The sequence below is a fragment of the Phenylobacterium parvum genome (genome assembly GCF_003150835.1).
GTDB classification, from domain to species: domain Bacteria; phylum Pseudomonadota; class Alphaproteobacteria; order Caulobacterales; family Caulobacteraceae; genus Phenylobacterium; species Phenylobacterium parvum.
On record NZ_CP029479.1, the window covers coordinates 2,689,628 to 2,706,130 of the forward strand.

General features: G+C 66.7%; 16 protein-coding genes. 4 read left to right on the forward strand and 12 right to left on the reverse strand.

All coding sequences use genetic code 11. From position 1 onward, the window contains the following. Positions 1-47 precede the first annotated feature (47 nt). A complete protein-coding gene (locus HYN04_RS12610) occupies positions 48-1,766 on the forward strand; it encodes an amidohydrolase (protein ID WP_110451084.1) in 1,719 nt (572 codons plus the stop codon). Positions 1,767-1,779: 13 nt separating this feature from the next. On the opposite strand, the gene polA is transcribed toward HYN04_RS12610, so the two are convergent. Both polA and HYN04_RS12620 read right to left on the reverse strand, forming a co-directional pair. Beyond that, positions 1,780-4,560, reverse strand: coding sequence for a DNA polymerase I (polA, locus tag HYN04_RS12615; RefSeq protein WP_241962630.1), 2,781 nt, complete (start codon positions 4,558-4,560; stop codon positions 1,780-1,782). A 51-nt stretch (positions 4,561-4,611) separates the two neighbouring features. After that, positions 4,612-4,854 carry a zinc-finger domain-containing protein gene (locus tag HYN04_RS12620; protein WP_110451086.1) on the reverse strand — a complete coding sequence of 81 codons (243 nt, stop codon included), beginning with the start codon at positions 4,852-4,854 and terminating at the stop codon, positions 4,612-4,614. Between the two features lie 102 nt (positions 4,855-4,956). On the opposite strand from HYN04_RS12620, the gene HYN04_RS12625 reads away from it, so the two are divergent. Then, positions 4,957-5,907 carry an ABC transporter ATP-binding protein gene (locus HYN04_RS12625; protein WP_110451087.1) on the forward strand — a complete coding sequence of 317 codons (951 nt, stop codon included), beginning with the start codon at positions 4,957-4,959 and terminating at the stop codon, positions 5,905-5,907. Between the two features lie 20 nt (positions 5,908-5,927). Further along, complete coding sequence (locus HYN04_RS12630) at positions 5,928-6,380, forward strand: PliI family lysozyme inhibitor of I-type lysozyme (RefSeq protein ID WP_110451088.1); 453 nt, start codon at positions 5,928-5,930, stop codon at positions 6,378-6,380. A gap of 3 nt (positions 6,381-6,383) precedes the next feature. Here HYN04_RS12630 and HYN04_RS12635 read toward each other — a convergent pair whose 3' ends face one another. The 7 genes from HYN04_RS12635 to HYN04_RS12665 all read right to left on the reverse strand — a co-directional run bounded on the left by HYN04_RS12635 (position 6,384) and on the right by HYN04_RS12665 (position 12,294). After that, positions 6,384-7,181, reverse strand: a complete 798-nt coding sequence (locus tag HYN04_RS12635) for an enoyl-CoA hydratase/isomerase family protein (protein ID WP_110451089.1) — start codon at positions 7,179-7,181, stop codon at positions 6,384-6,386. Positions 7,182-7,211: 30 nt separating this feature from the next. Continuing rightward, a complete protein-coding gene (locus HYN04_RS12640; protein ID WP_110451090.1) occupies positions 7,212-8,285 on the reverse strand; it encodes a phosphotransferase in 1,074 nt (357 codons plus the stop codon). Continuing rightward, the gene (locus tag HYN04_RS12645; protein ID WP_110451091.1) at positions 8,282-8,641 is read right to left on the reverse strand and encodes a nuclear transport factor 2 family protein; all 360 of its coding nucleotides are present in this window, start codon (positions 8,639-8,641) and stop codon (positions 8,282-8,284) included. Before HYN04_RS12645 ends, HYN04_RS12640 begins: the two co-directional genes overlap by 4 nt. Next, complete coding sequence (locus tag HYN04_RS12650) at positions 8,638-9,912, reverse strand: FAD-dependent oxidoreductase (RefSeq protein ID WP_110451092.1); 1,275 nt, start codon at positions 9,910-9,912, stop codon at positions 8,638-8,640. Before HYN04_RS12650 ends, HYN04_RS12645 begins: the two co-directional genes overlap by 4 nt. Before the next feature lie 112 nt (positions 9,913-10,024). Beyond that, positions 10,025-10,477: a type II 3-dehydroquinate dehydratase gene (locus HYN04_RS12655; protein WP_110451093.1), complete on the reverse strand. Its 453-nt coding sequence runs from the start codon at positions 10,475-10,477 to the stop codon at positions 10,025-10,027. Between the two features lie 85 nt (positions 10,478-10,562). Then, a complete protein-coding gene (locus tag HYN04_RS12660) occupies positions 10,563-11,072 on the reverse strand; it encodes a GNAT family N-acetyltransferase (RefSeq protein WP_110451094.1) in 510 nt (169 codons plus the stop codon). 259 nt (positions 11,073-11,331) lie between these two features. After that, positions 11,332-12,294 (reverse strand): HNH endonuclease, encoded by a 963-nt coding sequence (locus HYN04_RS12665; protein WP_110451095.1) that lies wholly within the window; start codon positions 12,292-12,294, stop codon positions 11,332-11,334. 460 nt (positions 12,295-12,754) lie between these two features. Here HYN04_RS12665 and HYN04_RS13555 point away from each other — a divergent pair, with 460 nt between their 5' ends. After that, a complete protein-coding gene (locus HYN04_RS13555; protein WP_162599654.1) occupies positions 12,755-13,270 on the forward strand; it encodes a hypothetical protein in 516 nt (171 codons plus the stop codon). Positions 13,271-13,325: 55 nt separating this feature from the next. On the opposite strand, the gene HYN04_RS13560 is transcribed toward HYN04_RS13555, so the two are convergent. The 3 genes from HYN04_RS13560 to HYN04_RS12675 form a co-directional block, all read right to left on the reverse strand. Beyond that, a complete protein-coding gene (locus HYN04_RS13560) occupies positions 13,326-13,739 on the reverse strand; it encodes a hypothetical protein (RefSeq protein WP_162599655.1) in 414 nt (137 codons plus the stop codon). A 76-nt stretch (positions 13,740-13,815) separates the two neighbouring features. After that, on the reverse strand, positions 13,816-14,967 hold the full coding sequence (locus HYN04_RS12670; RefSeq protein WP_110451096.1) for a site-specific integrase: 1,152 nt from the start codon (positions 14,965-14,967) through the stop codon (positions 13,816-13,818). Between the two features lie 313 nt (positions 14,968-15,280). After that, a complete protein-coding gene (locus HYN04_RS12675; protein ID WP_162599656.1) occupies positions 15,281-16,264 on the reverse strand; it encodes an AAA family ATPase in 984 nt (327 codons plus the stop codon). Positions 16,265-16,503: the final 239 nt, after the last annotated feature.

Below are 16,503 nucleotides of genomic sequence, written 5' to 3' on the forward strand. Positions count from 1 at the left end.
GCGAGTGACAGGTCATTTGCCCGGAAACAGTCTCGAGGGAGGTTCAGATGCAGCTTTGGACATGGGCGGCCGGCGTGGCGGCGGCGGGACTGCTGGCCGGCTGCGCGCCCCAGGCGGCGGACAAGACGGCGACGGTCTACACCGGCGGCGACATCCTGACCCTGGCCGGGGAAACCCCGACCTATGTGGAGGCCCTGGCGGTCCGCGATGGCAAGGTCGTCGCTGCGGGATCCCGGGCCGACGCGGTCAAGGCCGCGGGACCGGGCGCGCGCAAGGTCGACCTGAAGGGCCAGACCCTGCTTCCGGGCTTCATCGATACGCACAGCCACCTCCTGACCTACGCCGACAGCCTGGTTCAGGCGAACCTCAACCCGCCGCCCGTCGGCGGCGTGAAGTCCATCCCGGACATCCTCGCCGAGGTGAAGCGCCTGAAGGAGTCCATGAAGGCGGGGCCGGGCGTCCTGCTGGTGGGACAGGGTTACGATCCTGACTTCCTGGCCGAGAAGCGCCATCCGACCGCAGCTGAGCTGGACGCCGCTTTCCCGGACAACCCGGTCATCCTCATGCACGCCTCCGGGCACATGCTGGTGGCCAATTCCCAGGCCATGAAGACGGCGGGGGTCACCGCCGCCACCCCAGATCCGGAGGGCGGCGCCATTATCCGCAAGCCGGGGAGCCGGGAGCCCGAGGGGCTGTTCCAGGAAACCGCCATGCACCCCTTCATCCCGCAGGTGCAGGCGCCCCGGCCCCAGGACCAGAGCTTCGAACTCATCCGGCGCGCGGTCGATCACTACGCCGCCAACGGATACACCACCGCGTCAGAAGGCCTCGTCATGCCCGACAAGATGCCCCTGCTCCAGGCGGCGGCGGACAAGGGGCTCCTGAAGATCGACGTCGAGGCCCTGCCCGCCTACCTCATCGCCGACCAGCTGGTGGGGACGGGCAAGATCACCTGGGGCCAGAGGAAGAACGGGCTGAAATGGACCGGGATCAAGCTGGCCACCGACGGCTCGCCCCAGGGCAAGACCGCCTACCTGACCAAGCCCTACATGACGCCGGTTCCCGGCTGCAAGGCGGACTGCCGGGGGTTCCCCAACATCCCCCAGGATGAACTGAACCGCCTCTTCGTCCTGGCCTACAAGGACGGTGTGCAGATCTACTCGCACTGCAACGGCGACGCCTCGGTCGACATGATGATCGCGGCTCACCGCAACGCCGAGAAGACCCTCGGCAAGGTCGATCCCAACCGCCGGACGGTGATCATCCACTCACAGATCATGCGTCCGGACCAGATGGCCAGCTACAAGGCCCTGGGCCTGCTGCCCAGCTTCTTCACCAACCATGTCTACTACTGGGGCGACGTCCACCTGGCCAATCTCGGGCCGGAGCGGGCGGCCTACATCAGTCCCCTGGCCAGCGCCCTCAAGTCGGGGGTCAAGGCGACGAACCACACCGACTCGATCGTTACCCCCCTGGACCCGATGTTCCTGGTGTGGACGGCGGTCAACCGGGTGACCCGGGCTGGAAAGGTCCTCGGGCCGGACGAGCGGGTGACGCCCTACCAGGCCCTGCAGGCCCTGACCGTCAATGGCGCCTACACCTATTTCGACGAGGCCTCGAAGGGTTCCCTGGAGGTGGGTAAGACGGCGGACCTGGTCATCCTCGACCGCAATCCGCTGAAGGTGGAGCCGAACGCCATCCGCGACATCAAGGTCGTGGAGACGGTGAAGACCGGAAAGTCGGTCTACCAGGCCCCTAAGGGCTGATCCCGCCCGCCGGTCAGTGCGCGTCGTCCCAGTTGGCGGCGGCGCGCACGTCGACCACCAGCGGCACGCTGAGGGCCACGGCCGGCAGGGGCGCCGCCGCCATCACCCGGCGGATGACCTCCGAGGCTGTGGCGGCCTCCGCTTCCGGCGCCTCGAAGATAAGTTCGTCGTGCACCTGAAGCAGCATGCGGGTCTTGAGGCCGGCCGCGGCGAGTTCGCCCGGCATGCGGATCATGGCCCGGCGGATGATGTCCGCCGAGGCGCCCTGGAGGGGGGCGTTGATCGCCGCCCGGTCGCCAAAGGCGCGCTCGGCCTGGCTGCGGGCCTGGACGGCGGGGATGTGCACGCGACGCCCGAAGAGGGTGGTCACATAACCCTGCCGCCGCGCCGTCTCCTTGGCCTGGTCCATGTAGGCCCGGATCCCGGGGAAGCGCTCGAAATAGGTGCGGATATAGTCTCCGGCCTCTTCCCTCGGGATGGAGAGCTGGGCGGCCAGGCCGAAGGCGGAGATGCCGTAGACGATGCCGAAGTTGATGGCCTTGGCCCGCCGGCGGATCTCGGCGGGCATGCCCTCGATGGGAACCCCGAAGACCTCCGAGGCGGTCATGGCGTGGATGTCCAGGCCCCTGGCGAAGGCGTCCTTCAGCTGGGGGATGTCGCCCACGTGGGCCAGCAGCCTCAGCTCGATCTGGCTGTAGTCCGCACTGATCAGGACATTGCCCGGCTCGGCGACGAAGGCCTGCCGGATCTTGCGCCCCTCCTCGGTCCGGACAGGGATGTTCTGCAGGTTGGGATCCGTTGAAGAGAGCCGGCCCGTGGTGGTGGAGGCCAGGGCGTAGGAGGTATGCACCCGCCCGGTCGCCGGTGCGATGGCCGCCGCCAGGGCGTCGGTGTAGGTGCCCTTCAGCTTGGACAGCTGGCGCCAGTCGAGCAGCACCCTCGGCAGGGCGTGGCCCTCGGCGGCCAGCTCCTCAAGCACCGAGGCGTCCGTGCCCTGGGCGCCCGTGGCGGTGGTGCGGCGCGACTGGAGGCCCATCTGGCCGTACAGGACCTCGCCCACCTGCTTGGGGCTGCCGAGGTTGAAGGGATGACCGGCCAGGCGGTGGGCCTCGGCCTCCAGCTCGCCCATGCGCACGGAGAAGTCGTTGGACAGCCGGCGCAGGCGTTCGGGATCAACGCGGACCCCGGCGTTCTCCATGGCCGCCAGAACCGGCGGCATGGGGCGCTCAAGGGTCTCATAGACGGTCAGCAGGCCCTCCTTGCGAAGACGCGGACGCAGGACCCGGTAGAGCCGCAGGGTCACGTCGGCGTCCTCGGCGGCATAGGCGGTCGCCGGCTCCAGGGCCACGTGGCGGAAGCTCTTCTGGGCCTTGCCGGTTCCGGCCACCTGCTTGAAGGGGATGGGGCTGTGCCCCAGGTGCAGGCGGGACAACTCGTCCATGCCGTGCCCGTGCAGGCCGCCCTCCAGGACGTAGCTGATCAGCATGGTGTCCTCGACCGGCGACACCTGAACCCCGTAGCGGGACAGGACCCCCAGGTCGTACTTGGCGTTCTGCGCGACCTTGAGGATCGAGGGGTCCTCCAGCAGGGGCCGGAGGCGGTCGATGGCCGTCGCCAGGGGGATCTGGGTCAGGTCGCCGGGGGCGTCGAGGGCCAGGCCCGGCTCGGGCTCATGCGCCAGCGGGATGTAGCAGGCCTCGCCGGGCCCGACGGCGAGGGAGACCCCCACCAGCCCCGCCGTGGCCGAGCCCAGGGCGTCGGTCTCGGTGTCGAAGGCGATCACCCCGGCCGCCTGGGCCCGGGCGATCCAGACGTCCAGGGTCGGCAGGTCCCGGACGCAGGCGTAGGCGGCGACGTCCACAGGCTCGGCGGCGGCGGTCTGGTCGGCGGGCGCCTGGGCCTTGGCCGCCAGGTGCGCCCCGGCCACACGCCGGCCCAGGGTGTTGAGCTCCATCTCCTGGAGGAAGGCGGCGAGGGCGTCCGGGTCGGGATCGGCCACCGCCAGTTCCTCGAGGGCCGAGGGCAGGGGCGCCTGGTCGTCCAGCTGGACGAGCTGGCGGGACAGGCGGATCTGGTCGGCGAACTCCAGCAGGATCTGCCGGCGCTTGTCCTGGCGGATCTCGCCGGCCCGGGCGAGCAGGGTCTCCAGGTCGCCGTACTCGTTGATCAGCAGGGCGGCGGTCTTCACCCCGATGCCGGGGGCGCCAGGGACATTGTCCACCGGATCGCCGCACAGGGCCTGGACCTCCACGACCTTGTCGGGAAGGACGCCGAACTTCTCGACCACCTGGTCCGGCCCGATGCGGACGTTCTTCATGGTGTCGAGCATGGTGACCCGGTCGCCCACCAGCTGCATCAGGTCCTTGTCCGAGGAGATGATCGTCACCTGCCCGCCCGCCTCGCGGACCTGGCGGGCATAGGCGGCGATCAGGTCGTCAGCTTCGAAGCCCGGCTGCTCCAGGGCGTGGACGCCGAAGGCCCGGGTCGCCTCGCGCACCAGGGGGAACTGGGGGACCAGGTCCTCGGGGGCCGGCGGCCGGTGCGCCTTGTATTCGGGGTAGATCTTGTTCCGGAAGGTCTTCTCGGAATGGTCGAAGACCACCGCCAGGTGGGTCGGCGAGTCCGGCTGGGCCTTCATGTCCACCAGCAGCTTCCACAGCATGTTGCAGAAGCCGGAGACCGCCCCGATCGGCAGGCCGTCGGACTTGCGGGTCAGGGGCGGCAGGGCGTGGAAGGCCCGGAAGATGAAGCCGGAGCCGTCAACGAGGTAGAGGCGGAGGGGGGCGTCGCTCATGCACGCCATCCTAGAGTGGGCCGGCCGGGCGGTCGATCCTCGGTTGGCGGGTCAGTGGCCGCCGGAGACCTCGTAGACACCGGGCGCGTCGTCGCCATGCCCGCCGTCGAGGACGAAGCGGCGGTCGCAGTAGGGGCAGTCCACCGTCCCGTCGACCCCGAGGTCGAGGTAGACCCGCGGATGGCCCAGGGCGCCGCCGACGCCGTCGCAGGCCACCCTGTGGGCGTGGACACGGACGACTTCCGGTTCGGGACCCGGGGCGGCGGGGGCGGGGGTGTCGGACTTGCGGGCCATTGGGGATCTCCCTCGCCGGGAGCGCTTGGCGGCGGCCCGGGCAGGCTCTAGGTATGCGAGCCCGGCTTTCGTCGTCAATGCGCCGGAGCCCTGGAGGTCGCCATGAGCCTGCCCGACTACGCCATCGAGGCCCGGAACGTGGTCAAGACCTACGCCGCGACCAAGACGACGCCGCAGATGCAGGCCCTGAAGGGGATAGACCTCCTGGTGCCGCGCGGGTCGGTCTTCGGCCTGCTCGGCCCCAACGGCGCCGGTAAGTCGACCTTCATCAACATCCTGGCCGGCCTGGTGCGCAAGACCTCCGGCACGGTCAAGATCTGGGGCCGGGACATCGATGAGCGCCCGCGGGACGCCCGGGCCGCCATCGGCGTGGTGCCCCAGGAGATCGCCGCCGACCCCTTCTTCACGCCCCGGGAATCCCTCGAGGTCCAGGCCGGCATGTACGGCGTACCCCCCAAGGAGCGCCGCTCCATGGAGCTGCTGACCGCCCTCGGCCTGGCCGACAAGGCCGAGGCCTATGTGCGGCAGCTCTCCGGCGGCATGAAGCGGCGCCTGATGGTCGCCAAGGCCATGACCCACAATCCGCCCGTCCTGATCCTCGACGAGCCCACCGCCGGCGTGGACGTGGAGCTGCGCCGCCAGCTCTGGCGCTATGTGGTCGAGCTCAACCAGAAGGGCGTGACCATCGTCCTGACCACCCACTACCTGGAAGAGGCGCAGGAGCTCTGCGACCAGATCGCAATCATCAACCGGGGCGAGGTGGTGGCCTGCGAGGCCACCGGCGATCTCCTGGGCCGGATCGACACCCGCGCCGTGGTGGTGACCCCCGAGACGCCGGTGGAAGCCGCCCCGTCCCTCGCCGGCTTCGAGACCCGCCTGCGCCCGGGCGGCGCCTTCGCCGTGACCTACCGCACGGGCGAATCCAGCGTCGAGCAGGTGCTGGCCGCCGTCCGCGCCGCCGGCCTCTCCGTGCGCGACGTGACCACCGAGGACCCCAGCCTCGAGGATGTCTTCATGGCCCTCACCTACGGCGCCGCAGACCGCGCCGGCTGACTTCAAGCAAGGATACCCAGATGCTCCGAGTGACCCTGGCCGCCGCCCTCCTCGCGACAGCCGCCCCCGCCTTCGCCGCCGATGTGAACCGGATCGTCCTGAACGGCTCCGATGAGGGCCTGGCGGTCAACGTCGTCGCCGACGAGGGCGAGGGCGAACCCCGCAGCACGGGCAGCTACGCCCTTCGCCTCTACAAGTCCGGGGACCCGTCCTATCCCTTCGACGCCTTCCTCGCCGGCGCCGTGCGCGCCCGGGACGGCGCCCTGGAGGCCCTGAAGTTCGCCGACCTCAACCGCGACGGGAAGAACGAGATCATCGTCGTCGTCCGCTCCGCGGGGTCGGGCGGCTACCTCTCCGCCGACGCCTACCGCCTGCAGAAGGGCGCCCTTGTCCTGGCCGCGTCGAAGTCCGGCCTGCCGGCGGACGCCGACCCCGTCGCCGCCCTGTCCAGCGGGCGCAAGGGCTCCAGGTAGGTCCTAGCGGCCCTTGAAGACCGGCGGGCGCTTCTCGAAGAAGGCCTGGCGGGCCTCCTTGGCGTCCTCGCTGGCGAAGGCGATGCGGATGTTCGAGACCTCGTAGCGCAGCTGCACCTCGGGATCGGGGGTCTCGTAGGACTTGACCATGCCCCGCTTCAGCAGGCGCAGGGTGATGGGCGACCAGGCGCAGAGGCTCTGGCAATAGGCCTGGAAGCGCTCCTGGAAGTCGGCGTCCGCCACCGCCTCGCCGGCCAGGCCCCAGGCAACGGCCTCCTCGCCGGTCACCGTGCGGTTCTCCATCATGAAGCGCATGGCGCGCTCGTAGCCCATGGCCTGGGGCAGGGTGATGGTGAGGCCCGCGTCCGGCGAGCCGCCGATCCGGGTGTAGCCCGCCATCAGCCGCGCCGAATGGGCCACGAGGCGGACGTCGCAGGCCATGGCCAGGCCCAGTCCCGCCCCCACGGCCACACCGTTGATCCCGCCGACCACCGGCTTGTCGCAGATCTTGCGGAGGGTCAGGACGAACTGGCCGACCCAGCCGATGTCGTCCAGCTGGGCGGCCTGGGGGCTCAGGGGCGTGTAGGGCTTGGCGCCGGGCGTCAGGTCCAGGCCCGCGCAGAAGGCGTCGCCCGTGCCGGTCAGGCCCACCACCCAGACGTTGTCGTCGGCGGCGGCCTCGCGCACGGCCTCGATCACGCCCCAGGCGAGCTCCAGGGAGATGGCGTTCTTCTTCTCGGGCCGGTTGAGGGTGATGTAGCGGACGTGGCCTTCGTCGCGGACGGTGACGAGATCGCTCAATTCGGGAACTCCGGGGTTCGGGGGCGGGGGTCAGTCCCTCATGGCGCCGTGCTCGATCATGTGATCGGCGGCGCTGCCCAGCATCTGGATGAACATGTCGTCGCCCCGGGCCGTGCGAGTCACGACCATGGCGGCGAAGAAGGCGGTCAGGAACAACAGGTAGGCGCCCTGGCCATAGTGACGGCGCAGGTCGGCCATGGCGTAGCCGCTGACGCCGTGGGCGGTGAGAGTGTCGTGGTAGAGCTTCAGGAGCTCGTCCTCATGGGCCCGGCGGACCTCCCCCGGAAGGGCGCCCGCCAGGAAATAGGCCAGGTCCGTGGGCCCCGCCCCGTAGGCGAAGGACTGCCAGTCCAGGACGGTGACGGGGTATCCGCCCTCCGGCGTGCCGAACATCATGTTGTCGGGGCGGAAGTCATTGTGGGTCAGGCAGCGCGGCCCGTCATGCCTCTGGCCCAGCCAGGAATAGCGGGTCGAGACCCAGTCCCCGACCTCGGTCCATTCCGGCTTCAGGCGTCCGGCGTAGCGGTCCTTGAAGCCCGCCCAGAGCATGGCCACGGCATCATCGCCCACCGGGCTGCTGGGGCCGGCCTTCGACCCCGACACCCAGGGCAGGTCGTCCAGCCCATCGTCGCCCCAGTGTGAGGCGTGCAGCAGGCCAGCCTGCACGGTGACCAGGCGGGCCTGCTCCAGGGTCACCCCGCGCAGCTGGTCGCCCTGCCCGGCGGGGGCCAGGTCCTCCATCATCAGGACGAAGTTATGGGTCGCCTCGTCGACGTCGGTGAACCAGCAGCGGGGCGTATGCACCAGGGCCTTTGGCGCAAGGTGCTGGTAGAACCGGACCTCGCGCAGGTAGTTGCCCAGGGCCACGCCGGTGGCGCGGCTCTCCGCCCCGGCCGAGGGGAACTTGCCCACCAGGGAGTCCGGGGCGCCCTCGCCGCGCCGGGCGTAGTCGAGGGTGAAGCGGACGCTGTCGCCGATCTGGCCTGTCCCCACGGCCTTCGCCGTGAAGCTTCGGACCCCGGCGTCAACCCCGCCGGCGGCGAGGACGGAGTTCAGCCAGGCGGCGTCGATGTCGCCGGGTTCGCGGATGTCAGGTCGGGTCATGGAAGCTGGTGCACGTAGACTTCGTTGTGGGTGATGCGGTCGCCGTCGAGCAGGACCATGTCGAAGCCGCGGATCCGGCCCAGGGCGCCGCCCTCGCCGATGTCGCAGTACCAGCGGCCGCAGAAGCCCCCGGGAATCGGCCAGACCGCGTCCGGCGTGTAGGTCATGGGCGGCGTGGCCGCGAACAGACCCGTCAGATAGGCGCGCAGGGCGTCATTGCCCTTAAGCCCCGCCGCCGTCTGCGGGTCCTGGTAGCTGCAGTCGGCGGCGTAGAAGCTGCAGAGCCGGTCCACGTCCTTGTCCGTCCAGGCCTTAAGCCAGTCGGCGTTGTAGGCGGCGATGTCGATCCCGCTCATTCGGCGGCCTCCGCAAGTCCGAGGACCCGGGCCCGATGGGCCTCGGTGAAGAGTTCCGCCGGTACGGTCTCCGGACCCGCCATGACGGCGAAGGCGTGGGCCTTGAGCCCCGGATCGGCCAGGGCCCGGTCGTGCAGGTCCTTCCGCCGCGCCGCAGCCTCGGGCCCGAACTCCATGTCCAGGGCCGCCTGGATCCGGGCGGTGAACCTCAGGCGCCGCATGCGTTCGGCGCGCTCGGCGGCGTAGGACGAAAAGTCCGGGACCCGGCCGGCCGGGACGGACTTCAGGAGGTCAGAGACGATCCGGACGTCCCGGTAGGTGATCGACATGCCCAGGCCGATGATCGGGTCATTCCACCCCGCCGCATCACCCACCAGCACCGCGCCCATGGCGAAGGGCTTGTCGGTCCAGGAATCCGCGTTGATGAAGGCGCCGACGGGGCCGGCGGGCCGCCCGGCCACCAGGCGGGCGTTCCCCGGGCTGCAGGCGACAGCGAAGGCGTCCAGGAAGCGGCGGGCGCCATCCGGACCCTGGAACCGCCGGGCCTGGTCCAGGGCGAACCCGCCATAGACGCGCACCCTGCCTTCACCCTGCGGGAAGGCCAGGAAGCCGAAGTCTCCTTCCGTGCCGATGGCCTGGGTGTCCTCGGGCCAGCCCTCGACCCCCTCGACCAGCAGGCCGGCGAACCAGTGGTGGGGCGCGTCCTGGTGAAGGACGATGCCCGCCGCCTCACGCACGGCGGAGGTCCGACCATCCGCGCCCACCACCAGGGGGGCCCGGGCCATGAGCACCTCGCCGCCCGCCTCGAAGGTGACGCAGGGGTCCGAACCGGTGCGGATCTCCGTCACGGCCACGCCCCGCCGGGCGTCGGCCCCAGCCGCCAGGGCCGCGTCGAACAGGGCCTGGCAGTGGATGGGGTGGCGGAGGCACAGAGGGCCCGGCACGCCGGGAGCGAAGATGTCGAGGGGCAGGGGCGCCGCCTCGGCCGCCCTCGGGGACAGGGTCTCGTCATAGGTGATGTGGCGGCGGAGGTGGTGGCCGCCCGCCGCCATGAGGGTGTCATAGAGGCCGAGGGTGCGGGTCTCGACCACCCCCCAGGGGGCGATCCACTCGCCGCGCACCCGGTCGACATAGGTCTCGGTCTGCTCAAGCAGCAGCACCTTGCGCCCGGCGCGCGCCATGACCGTGGACAGGGCCCCGCCGCCGACCCCGCCGCCCACGACGATCAGGTCGTAGTCGCCGATCTCCCGCGCTCCGCCTTCCTGGCCCATGACGTCCCTCCCGCGCAGCCGTCCCGGCCGCGGTCTCATTCGTGACCATCATATGAAAGGCCCGCAGGGGCGGGCGCAAGACTTCCCCCGCGGCGCCCGGAGGGCGAGGGGCTCAGGCCTCTCCGGCCAGCGCCAGGGCGAGGTAGTCGAGGGCCAGGACATAGCCCTGCACCCCGAGGCCAGCGATGACCCCGGTCACCCCCGCGCTCATGATGGAGTGACCGCGCCAGTCCGCCTCCACTGTGCGCTTGTGGATGTTGGAGATGTGCACTTCCACCACCGGGCCTTCGCACATTTTCAGGGCGTCCAGCACCGGGGCCGAGAAGTGGCTGAAGCCTGCCGGATTGATCACCAGGCCCGCGTCCTTCCGGGCGGCCTGGATCCAGTCGATCATCTCGTATTCGCGGTTGGTCTGCCGGAACTCGAGGTCGAAGCCATGGCGCGCCGCGGCGGCCTGACACAGCGCCTCCACGTCGGCCAGGGTGCGCGAGCCATAGAGATGCGGCTCCCGCTGGCCCAGCAGGTTCAGGTTCGGACCGTTCAGCACATGGACCCGGCGGCTCATGGCGCCCTCCCGCGACAGACGCCGCCCAGCGGGGACGGCGAAAAGGCCTTAGCCCCTTGCGGCGCGGATGTGAACCGGGGGGCGCTCAGGCGTAGAAGGCCGGGTGGAAGCGGAACCGGCCGTCCGGAATGCCGCCCGACAGGGACAGGACCATGAAGTACTCCGGCGGCTCGGCCTCCGGCGCGTGACCGGGGGCCGGAAGGAACCCGTGCCGGGGATAGTAGTTGGGGTCCCCCGTAAGGATGCAGCCTCGCGCGTCCTGGTCCGAGAGCCACCGCTTGGCCTCGGCGATGAGGGCGCCGCCGACACCCTGCCTCTGCAGCGCGGGTTCGACGGAAATCGGGCCGAGCCCAAACCAACCCGCCTCCCCGCTTTCGTGGGTGACCGGAGAGAGGGCCACGTGCCCGACGACCTCGCCCCGGTGCTCCGCGACGAGCGAGAGGCTGAGGGCGCCCAGGTCGCGCAGGACACCGATCAGCACCTGCTCGTCGCCGGCCGCGAAGGGCATGGGCGCAAAGGCCCGCCGGGTGAGATCGAAGATGGCGGGAGGATCTGCCTCGACTTCGGGCCGGATCCGGATGGCCGGGGGGTTCATGCCTGGACCTCTACGGCGCTGGACCGGGGGAAATGGTGCCGCCTAGGTGACTCGAACACCTGACCTACGCATTACGAAAGAGACTGAATAACTCTTAGAATTGATATTTTTCATAGACTTAGTTTCGTCCTTGGGCAGGCGACTCCAATAACCCACCCTCTTCCCAGACTGGCCAATACGGGCGGATTCGCTGTCTCCGAGTTTAAGCGCTTTGGTTCGGGAAGCGCGGAAAAAACGACCCGCTGCATACCTCTAGACGTCATGAGTCGAACAGGCTCTCACCGAGGCGCATCATCCTGTGCTCGAGCCGATGGCAAGTCGGACAGAGAAGTGCGAAATCCTCCATCCGCGTCACCCTTTTTCCTAGGGAAAGGGGAGTTTTGTGGTGGACGTCCAAGAGAGATCGGGCGGGGATTTTCCTCCCAGCGATCAGGGGAACCGGATCAAAACTGCACTGATCGCAACGAAGCGCCCCCTCCCTTCGGCGGCTGATCACGAAGCTGTTCGCCAGCCACGCAGCTCGGCGCCTTAGCTTCGTTTTGGCCTTCTCGTCCCAACCCTCGAGCGCCTCGTCGCTCAGGTCGGTGCTGAGATTTCTGAGAAGCACAGGGTCGACGTCACTCGCCTCGGCACTCTCGAATTCGTGATGGTGCAAGATCCACTCGTTCGCCGCAGGCCGCTCCTGGATTTCGAGATGGGCGATTGCCGCACGCTCTTCATCATTCAGGGGACGAAGCGTTGCAGAGGCGTGCGCAAAGAGACGGCGATAGCTGACCTCACCGAAGAGGTCCCTGGCGCGCGGTTTCGACGGGATCGAGTAGCTACGGACGATGGGAAAGGCGACCGACCAACGGTGCCGTTTATCACCCTGCGCCCACATGTCCTGAAGTCGGCTGTAGGCCTCCTCGCCAATGACCTTGGCCAGGGGAAGCGGCGTGGGGATGAGCCGGTGCACGCCAGCAAGCCTGCCCGCCACCTCCTGATGGTGCTCTAAATCTTTCAGGAACACCGGGTCGCGCTGGAACCCGGCGTTTGGCTTGCTGAATGTCTCCGTAATGTACTCGAGGACATAGCCATCGCGGGCCTGACCGTTGATTGTGCTCTGGCACTGCGCAGCAGCACTGGGACCGGAAGACGTAGGGGTAAAGCCAATCCAGTCGGTGGCCTGCAGCCAGTCGGCCTTTGACGCAGTGACTGGTCGATCGAGTTCACCGATCCGCATCTGAGTCGCTCCCGTTCGAGATCAAGTGAGAAAGACCTCCTACTCTGGCGCTCAAGAGATCGGGTCAAATTGTCTACCCCATTGGGATGACACAAGCGCCATTTCCCATCTCGACAACGTCGCCGTTACCCTCTTGGGAGAAAGGCGCAGGTTAACTCTCCGGCTTGAACCGGTCACGCGCAACAGCGTCATAGGCGAAGGCAGATACAGGATCGGGGTGGTCAGACTGATGACGAATTCAGCCCCCGGGAATAAGATCAGCGGGTTGGTCTTGGGACGAGCCCTAGTCTCCCGGATCGCTTCCGTTAGACCTCCCGAAACACCAATCTGAGGCTATCAAACCCGGCGTCCATGCCAAATAATCGGATTCATTGATCAGGTACACGCCTGGGATTTCGGCATCAGGCTCATGGATCGGCGAGCTTTTTGAGGAGTGTTCTTCGCGATGGGATGGGTTTCGATGAGGGAGGATATCGAGGCATACAGCCGAGATTTCTCATCTTTTGTACAATCGATCTCGTCTAATGAAATCGATAATTCCCCGAAACTTGCCAAAATGATTGATAGCGGAAGACATATAGTTGAAAAAATTGAGAAACTCATCGATTTAATCGGTGAGTCTGATAGTCAAAAGGAATCGCATATTCTCTCATTAGTTTCAGAGAATTCCTTTTTGAAGAAGAATATTGAAAATTTAGAAATGAAGTGCGCCGATTTATCGATCGAAGTTGCTCGTATCAATCATTTGAGAGCGTCTGAATCAGAATCCTTAAAGCGCGAAATCCAATCGCTTCGAACGCTATTCCAATCGGAACGGCTCAAAAAGGAAGCTTTGATGTCGATAAATAAAAACAAGATCATGGAGGCTGCCCGGAAACGAGGCCTTCTGGCGCAGAAAATGAAATCTGATAGCGATCCAAATAATAATATTCCAAAGAAGAAAAAATCAATCAAATCAAGGAGAGCTAAATTATAGTCTGGGTGGTTGAGGGTTCTTCGGCGCCGCTACAAGCTGCCCGCGCGCCGGCTCCTCAACGCGTCCGCACGAACGGGGAGTTGGGAACTGTCCAGGCCGGCCGGTGCCTCCGGATCATGAGGGGCTTAACCTGCATGGCCACCTCCCGCGCATGAGCGTCAAAGCCGGTGATCAGGACTTCAACCCGAAGCTCGTCGAGATGCTCACGGATAAGCCGGCCAGCGTAATGGCGCCGACCGCTCGAGCTTGGCCGCCGAAAATCGGATAGCCGCTTCGCAAGCCCGCCATTCCTTCCCACACCCGTGCCTAGGGCGCTGATCTTGTTTCCAAGGAAGACCCGGTAGAGGCCGACCTTGTGCCGAAGTTCGGGATGATAGCGCGTCAGGCCTTCAGGGACGGGCTCCCACAACCTGTCCCACTCCTCGATGCGCTTGCCGCCAATCGGCGACGATTGAACCTTCGTCATCACGAATACCTTTTGAAAATCTGTTCTGAGATCCCCGCCTGCGAGCCAGCCGAAGCCAGCGCACAGGCGGGGAAGAGGGTCAGAGGGCTTGCTTCGCAGCACCGGCCTCGACAGCCCGGAGCAGGGTGTCGTTGGCGAGGTGGGAGTACCGTTGGGTCGACTGGTAACTCGCGTGGCCCAGCACCTTACCGACCGCGAAGAGATCGACGCCGCTGTTGACCATGAACGACGCCGCAGAGTGCCTCAGATCGTGGATCCGCAGCCCCGGCAGTCTCGCTACGCGTATGGCCCTTAGCCATCCGTGCCTGATGGACACGAAGGGCTTCAAGGTTTCCGGGTTCGGGAGCAACCAGGGGCAACCCTTAAACCGCGGCAGGGTCTCCAAGATCTCCAGGGCGGCGCTGGATAGAGGCACGTAGCGGGGCTTGCCGGTCTTACTCGTCGGAATGAACCAGGCGCGGCGTTCGACATCGACGTGCTCCCATCTGGCATCGAGCAGCTCCCGCACCCGAGCGCCCGTCAACAGAAGTAATCCCACGATATGGCGAAGCTGAGTGTTCTGGGACTCCGCCACTGCCAGCCGAAGCCGTGCGGCCTCTTCTGCGGTGAGGAACCGCTCACGGGCATTGTTCAGCGGCTTCCTGGGTAAGCCCCGCGTTGGGTTCCGGTCGCAGCCCGGCACGTCCCATCGGGAGCCCAACACAAACGAGCGCCCGAAAATGACCCTGATCTTCTCAACCGTGGCCGGCGCCAGCCCTGAGGCTTGCTTGTCGCTGAGCCATTGAGCCACCGAACGGCTGTTGATGTCCGTCAGCCGCGTCCTGCCCCATTTGGGAAGGATGTGGCGGCGGACGTACATTTCAGTATCGGCGTAGGACCGTTGGTGAAGCTTGGCGTCTGCGAGGTGCATGGCCGCCAACTCGCTGTAGAGCGGGATCGATTTCACCAGGGCCTTTGTGGCGCCGGGGTCTCCCCCCATGACCACTTCCGACCGGAGCTGCAGAGCCCTCTTCTTTGCGTCGGCGAACCGGATGTCCTGGTAGCGGCCGATCTTGAACTGCTTCTGGCGTCCGCCTTGGTCTTGATAGCGCAGATAGTAGGTCCGGCCGCCGCTGGCGCGACACTCCAGAACGAATCCCGTGATGGCTTCGTCGTACCAGTCGGTCTTTGCCTTGCCGGGTTCGCACTCGGCGGTGGCTGCAAACGCGTAATCTAGTTTTGCCTTAGGCATGTATGGTCTCCTTGTGTGTTGAGGATCGACGCGTGAGCGCCGGGGAGCCGCGGCGGGGCGCGGCGGGGCGCGGCGGCCAAGGGTGAAATTTGAGAGAGCCAGACGGCTCCGGAGGCTGTCGGAGAGACGCCCCAGTGGGTGCGGGATTAGGTGTGGCCACGGAGGCGCGAAGAACGCCCAGCGGGCTACGCTCTGGCAGAGGGATGGCCGGGGCAGTTTTTCAGGGTTTCAGTCTCGCGCGGTGCGCCCTTGGCCGCCGTCGACGGGCGCCGCCTGGAGCCTGAGAAACTGAAAAACTGCGAGGCTGGCGGCCCTAGTCGCCTGGCTTCCGTTGGTCGATGAGCCGATAGACCCGGACGCCCCTAGGGCCCTTTTGGAAGTTCCAAAGGTGTGTGAAGGGCTTGTCGCCGGTGTAGCGCTCCAGAACCTCGATAGCCGCGCGATGGGATACGCCGCACTCCTTTGCGACGGCCTTCGCCAAAGCCATCTTGCCGTCCGTGCTACCCGCCTGGAGACGCCGGACTATGGCGTTCATTACGGGAGGATCGCTGACCTCGTCGCTTTCGGTGGCGTAGTCGTCCAGGTCATCGGGATCGATGGGGAGCACTGACGCCAGCTTCTCTGGGTAGCTGACGCCCGATTTGGCCGTGTAGGCGTAGGCCACGGTCTCGGGGCTGTCGGCTCTGCACTTCTTCTTGCTGAAGCTGGCGCCCCTCACGTCGGGGCGGCGTTTGGACGTGATCGGCTGACCCACATAGACGGCGTCGAAGTCTTCCAGGATGTCTGTTGTGCCCTGGTACCGCGGAGAACCATCGGCATTGGGGTTCTTCGCGGTGTGGCCGAGGGCGACGATGGTGCCGGACGCCATTACATACTGGCGGCAAACCTGAGCGAACTCGCTGCTCCGCTTCTTGTCCATCAGATCGGTGAACTTCTTCATCGTATCGAGAACGATGCAGGTGCCCGAGGCCAGCCCCTCGTCAATCATCTCGGTCATAATCGCTGCGAGCTGATCGCTCCTGAATCCCTTGAAGCCGGGCGCAAGCATGTTTGCGCCGGCGTCATCCATCAGTCGCAGCTTGTCGGCGAGCCCCTGGCTGCTGTCGTCAGCGTTCACGAAATAGAGCTTGCTGGGATCTATATGGCCGGCGTCGATCGCATCGAGGCACAGCTTCAGCACGACCAGCGTCTTTCCGGTGTTGGGCGCTGCGTAGATCATCGTGGATTGCCCCTGCATGACGAACTTTCCGAGCAGAGGCCTGGTCTCTGCGGCTCTCGCCTCAAGTTCGTCCGCCATGCCCCGAAGACTGAACCTGCTGAGGGGAGGCTTGGGAGCCCGCTCTTGAGGTTCGGGCCGGGTCAGATCCTGGGCGCCAGGTCTGGCTCTCGGTTCGCCCGGCGATTGGCGCAGACTGGGTGCGCGAAGTCCGGACGGATTGATACTGCTTTGCGAAATGGTGTCGTTGGGCATCGCACCCCTCCGAACAAGTGTGAACCGTGATGGGTCCGCTCTTGCGGAAGGCAACGGGACTTCCA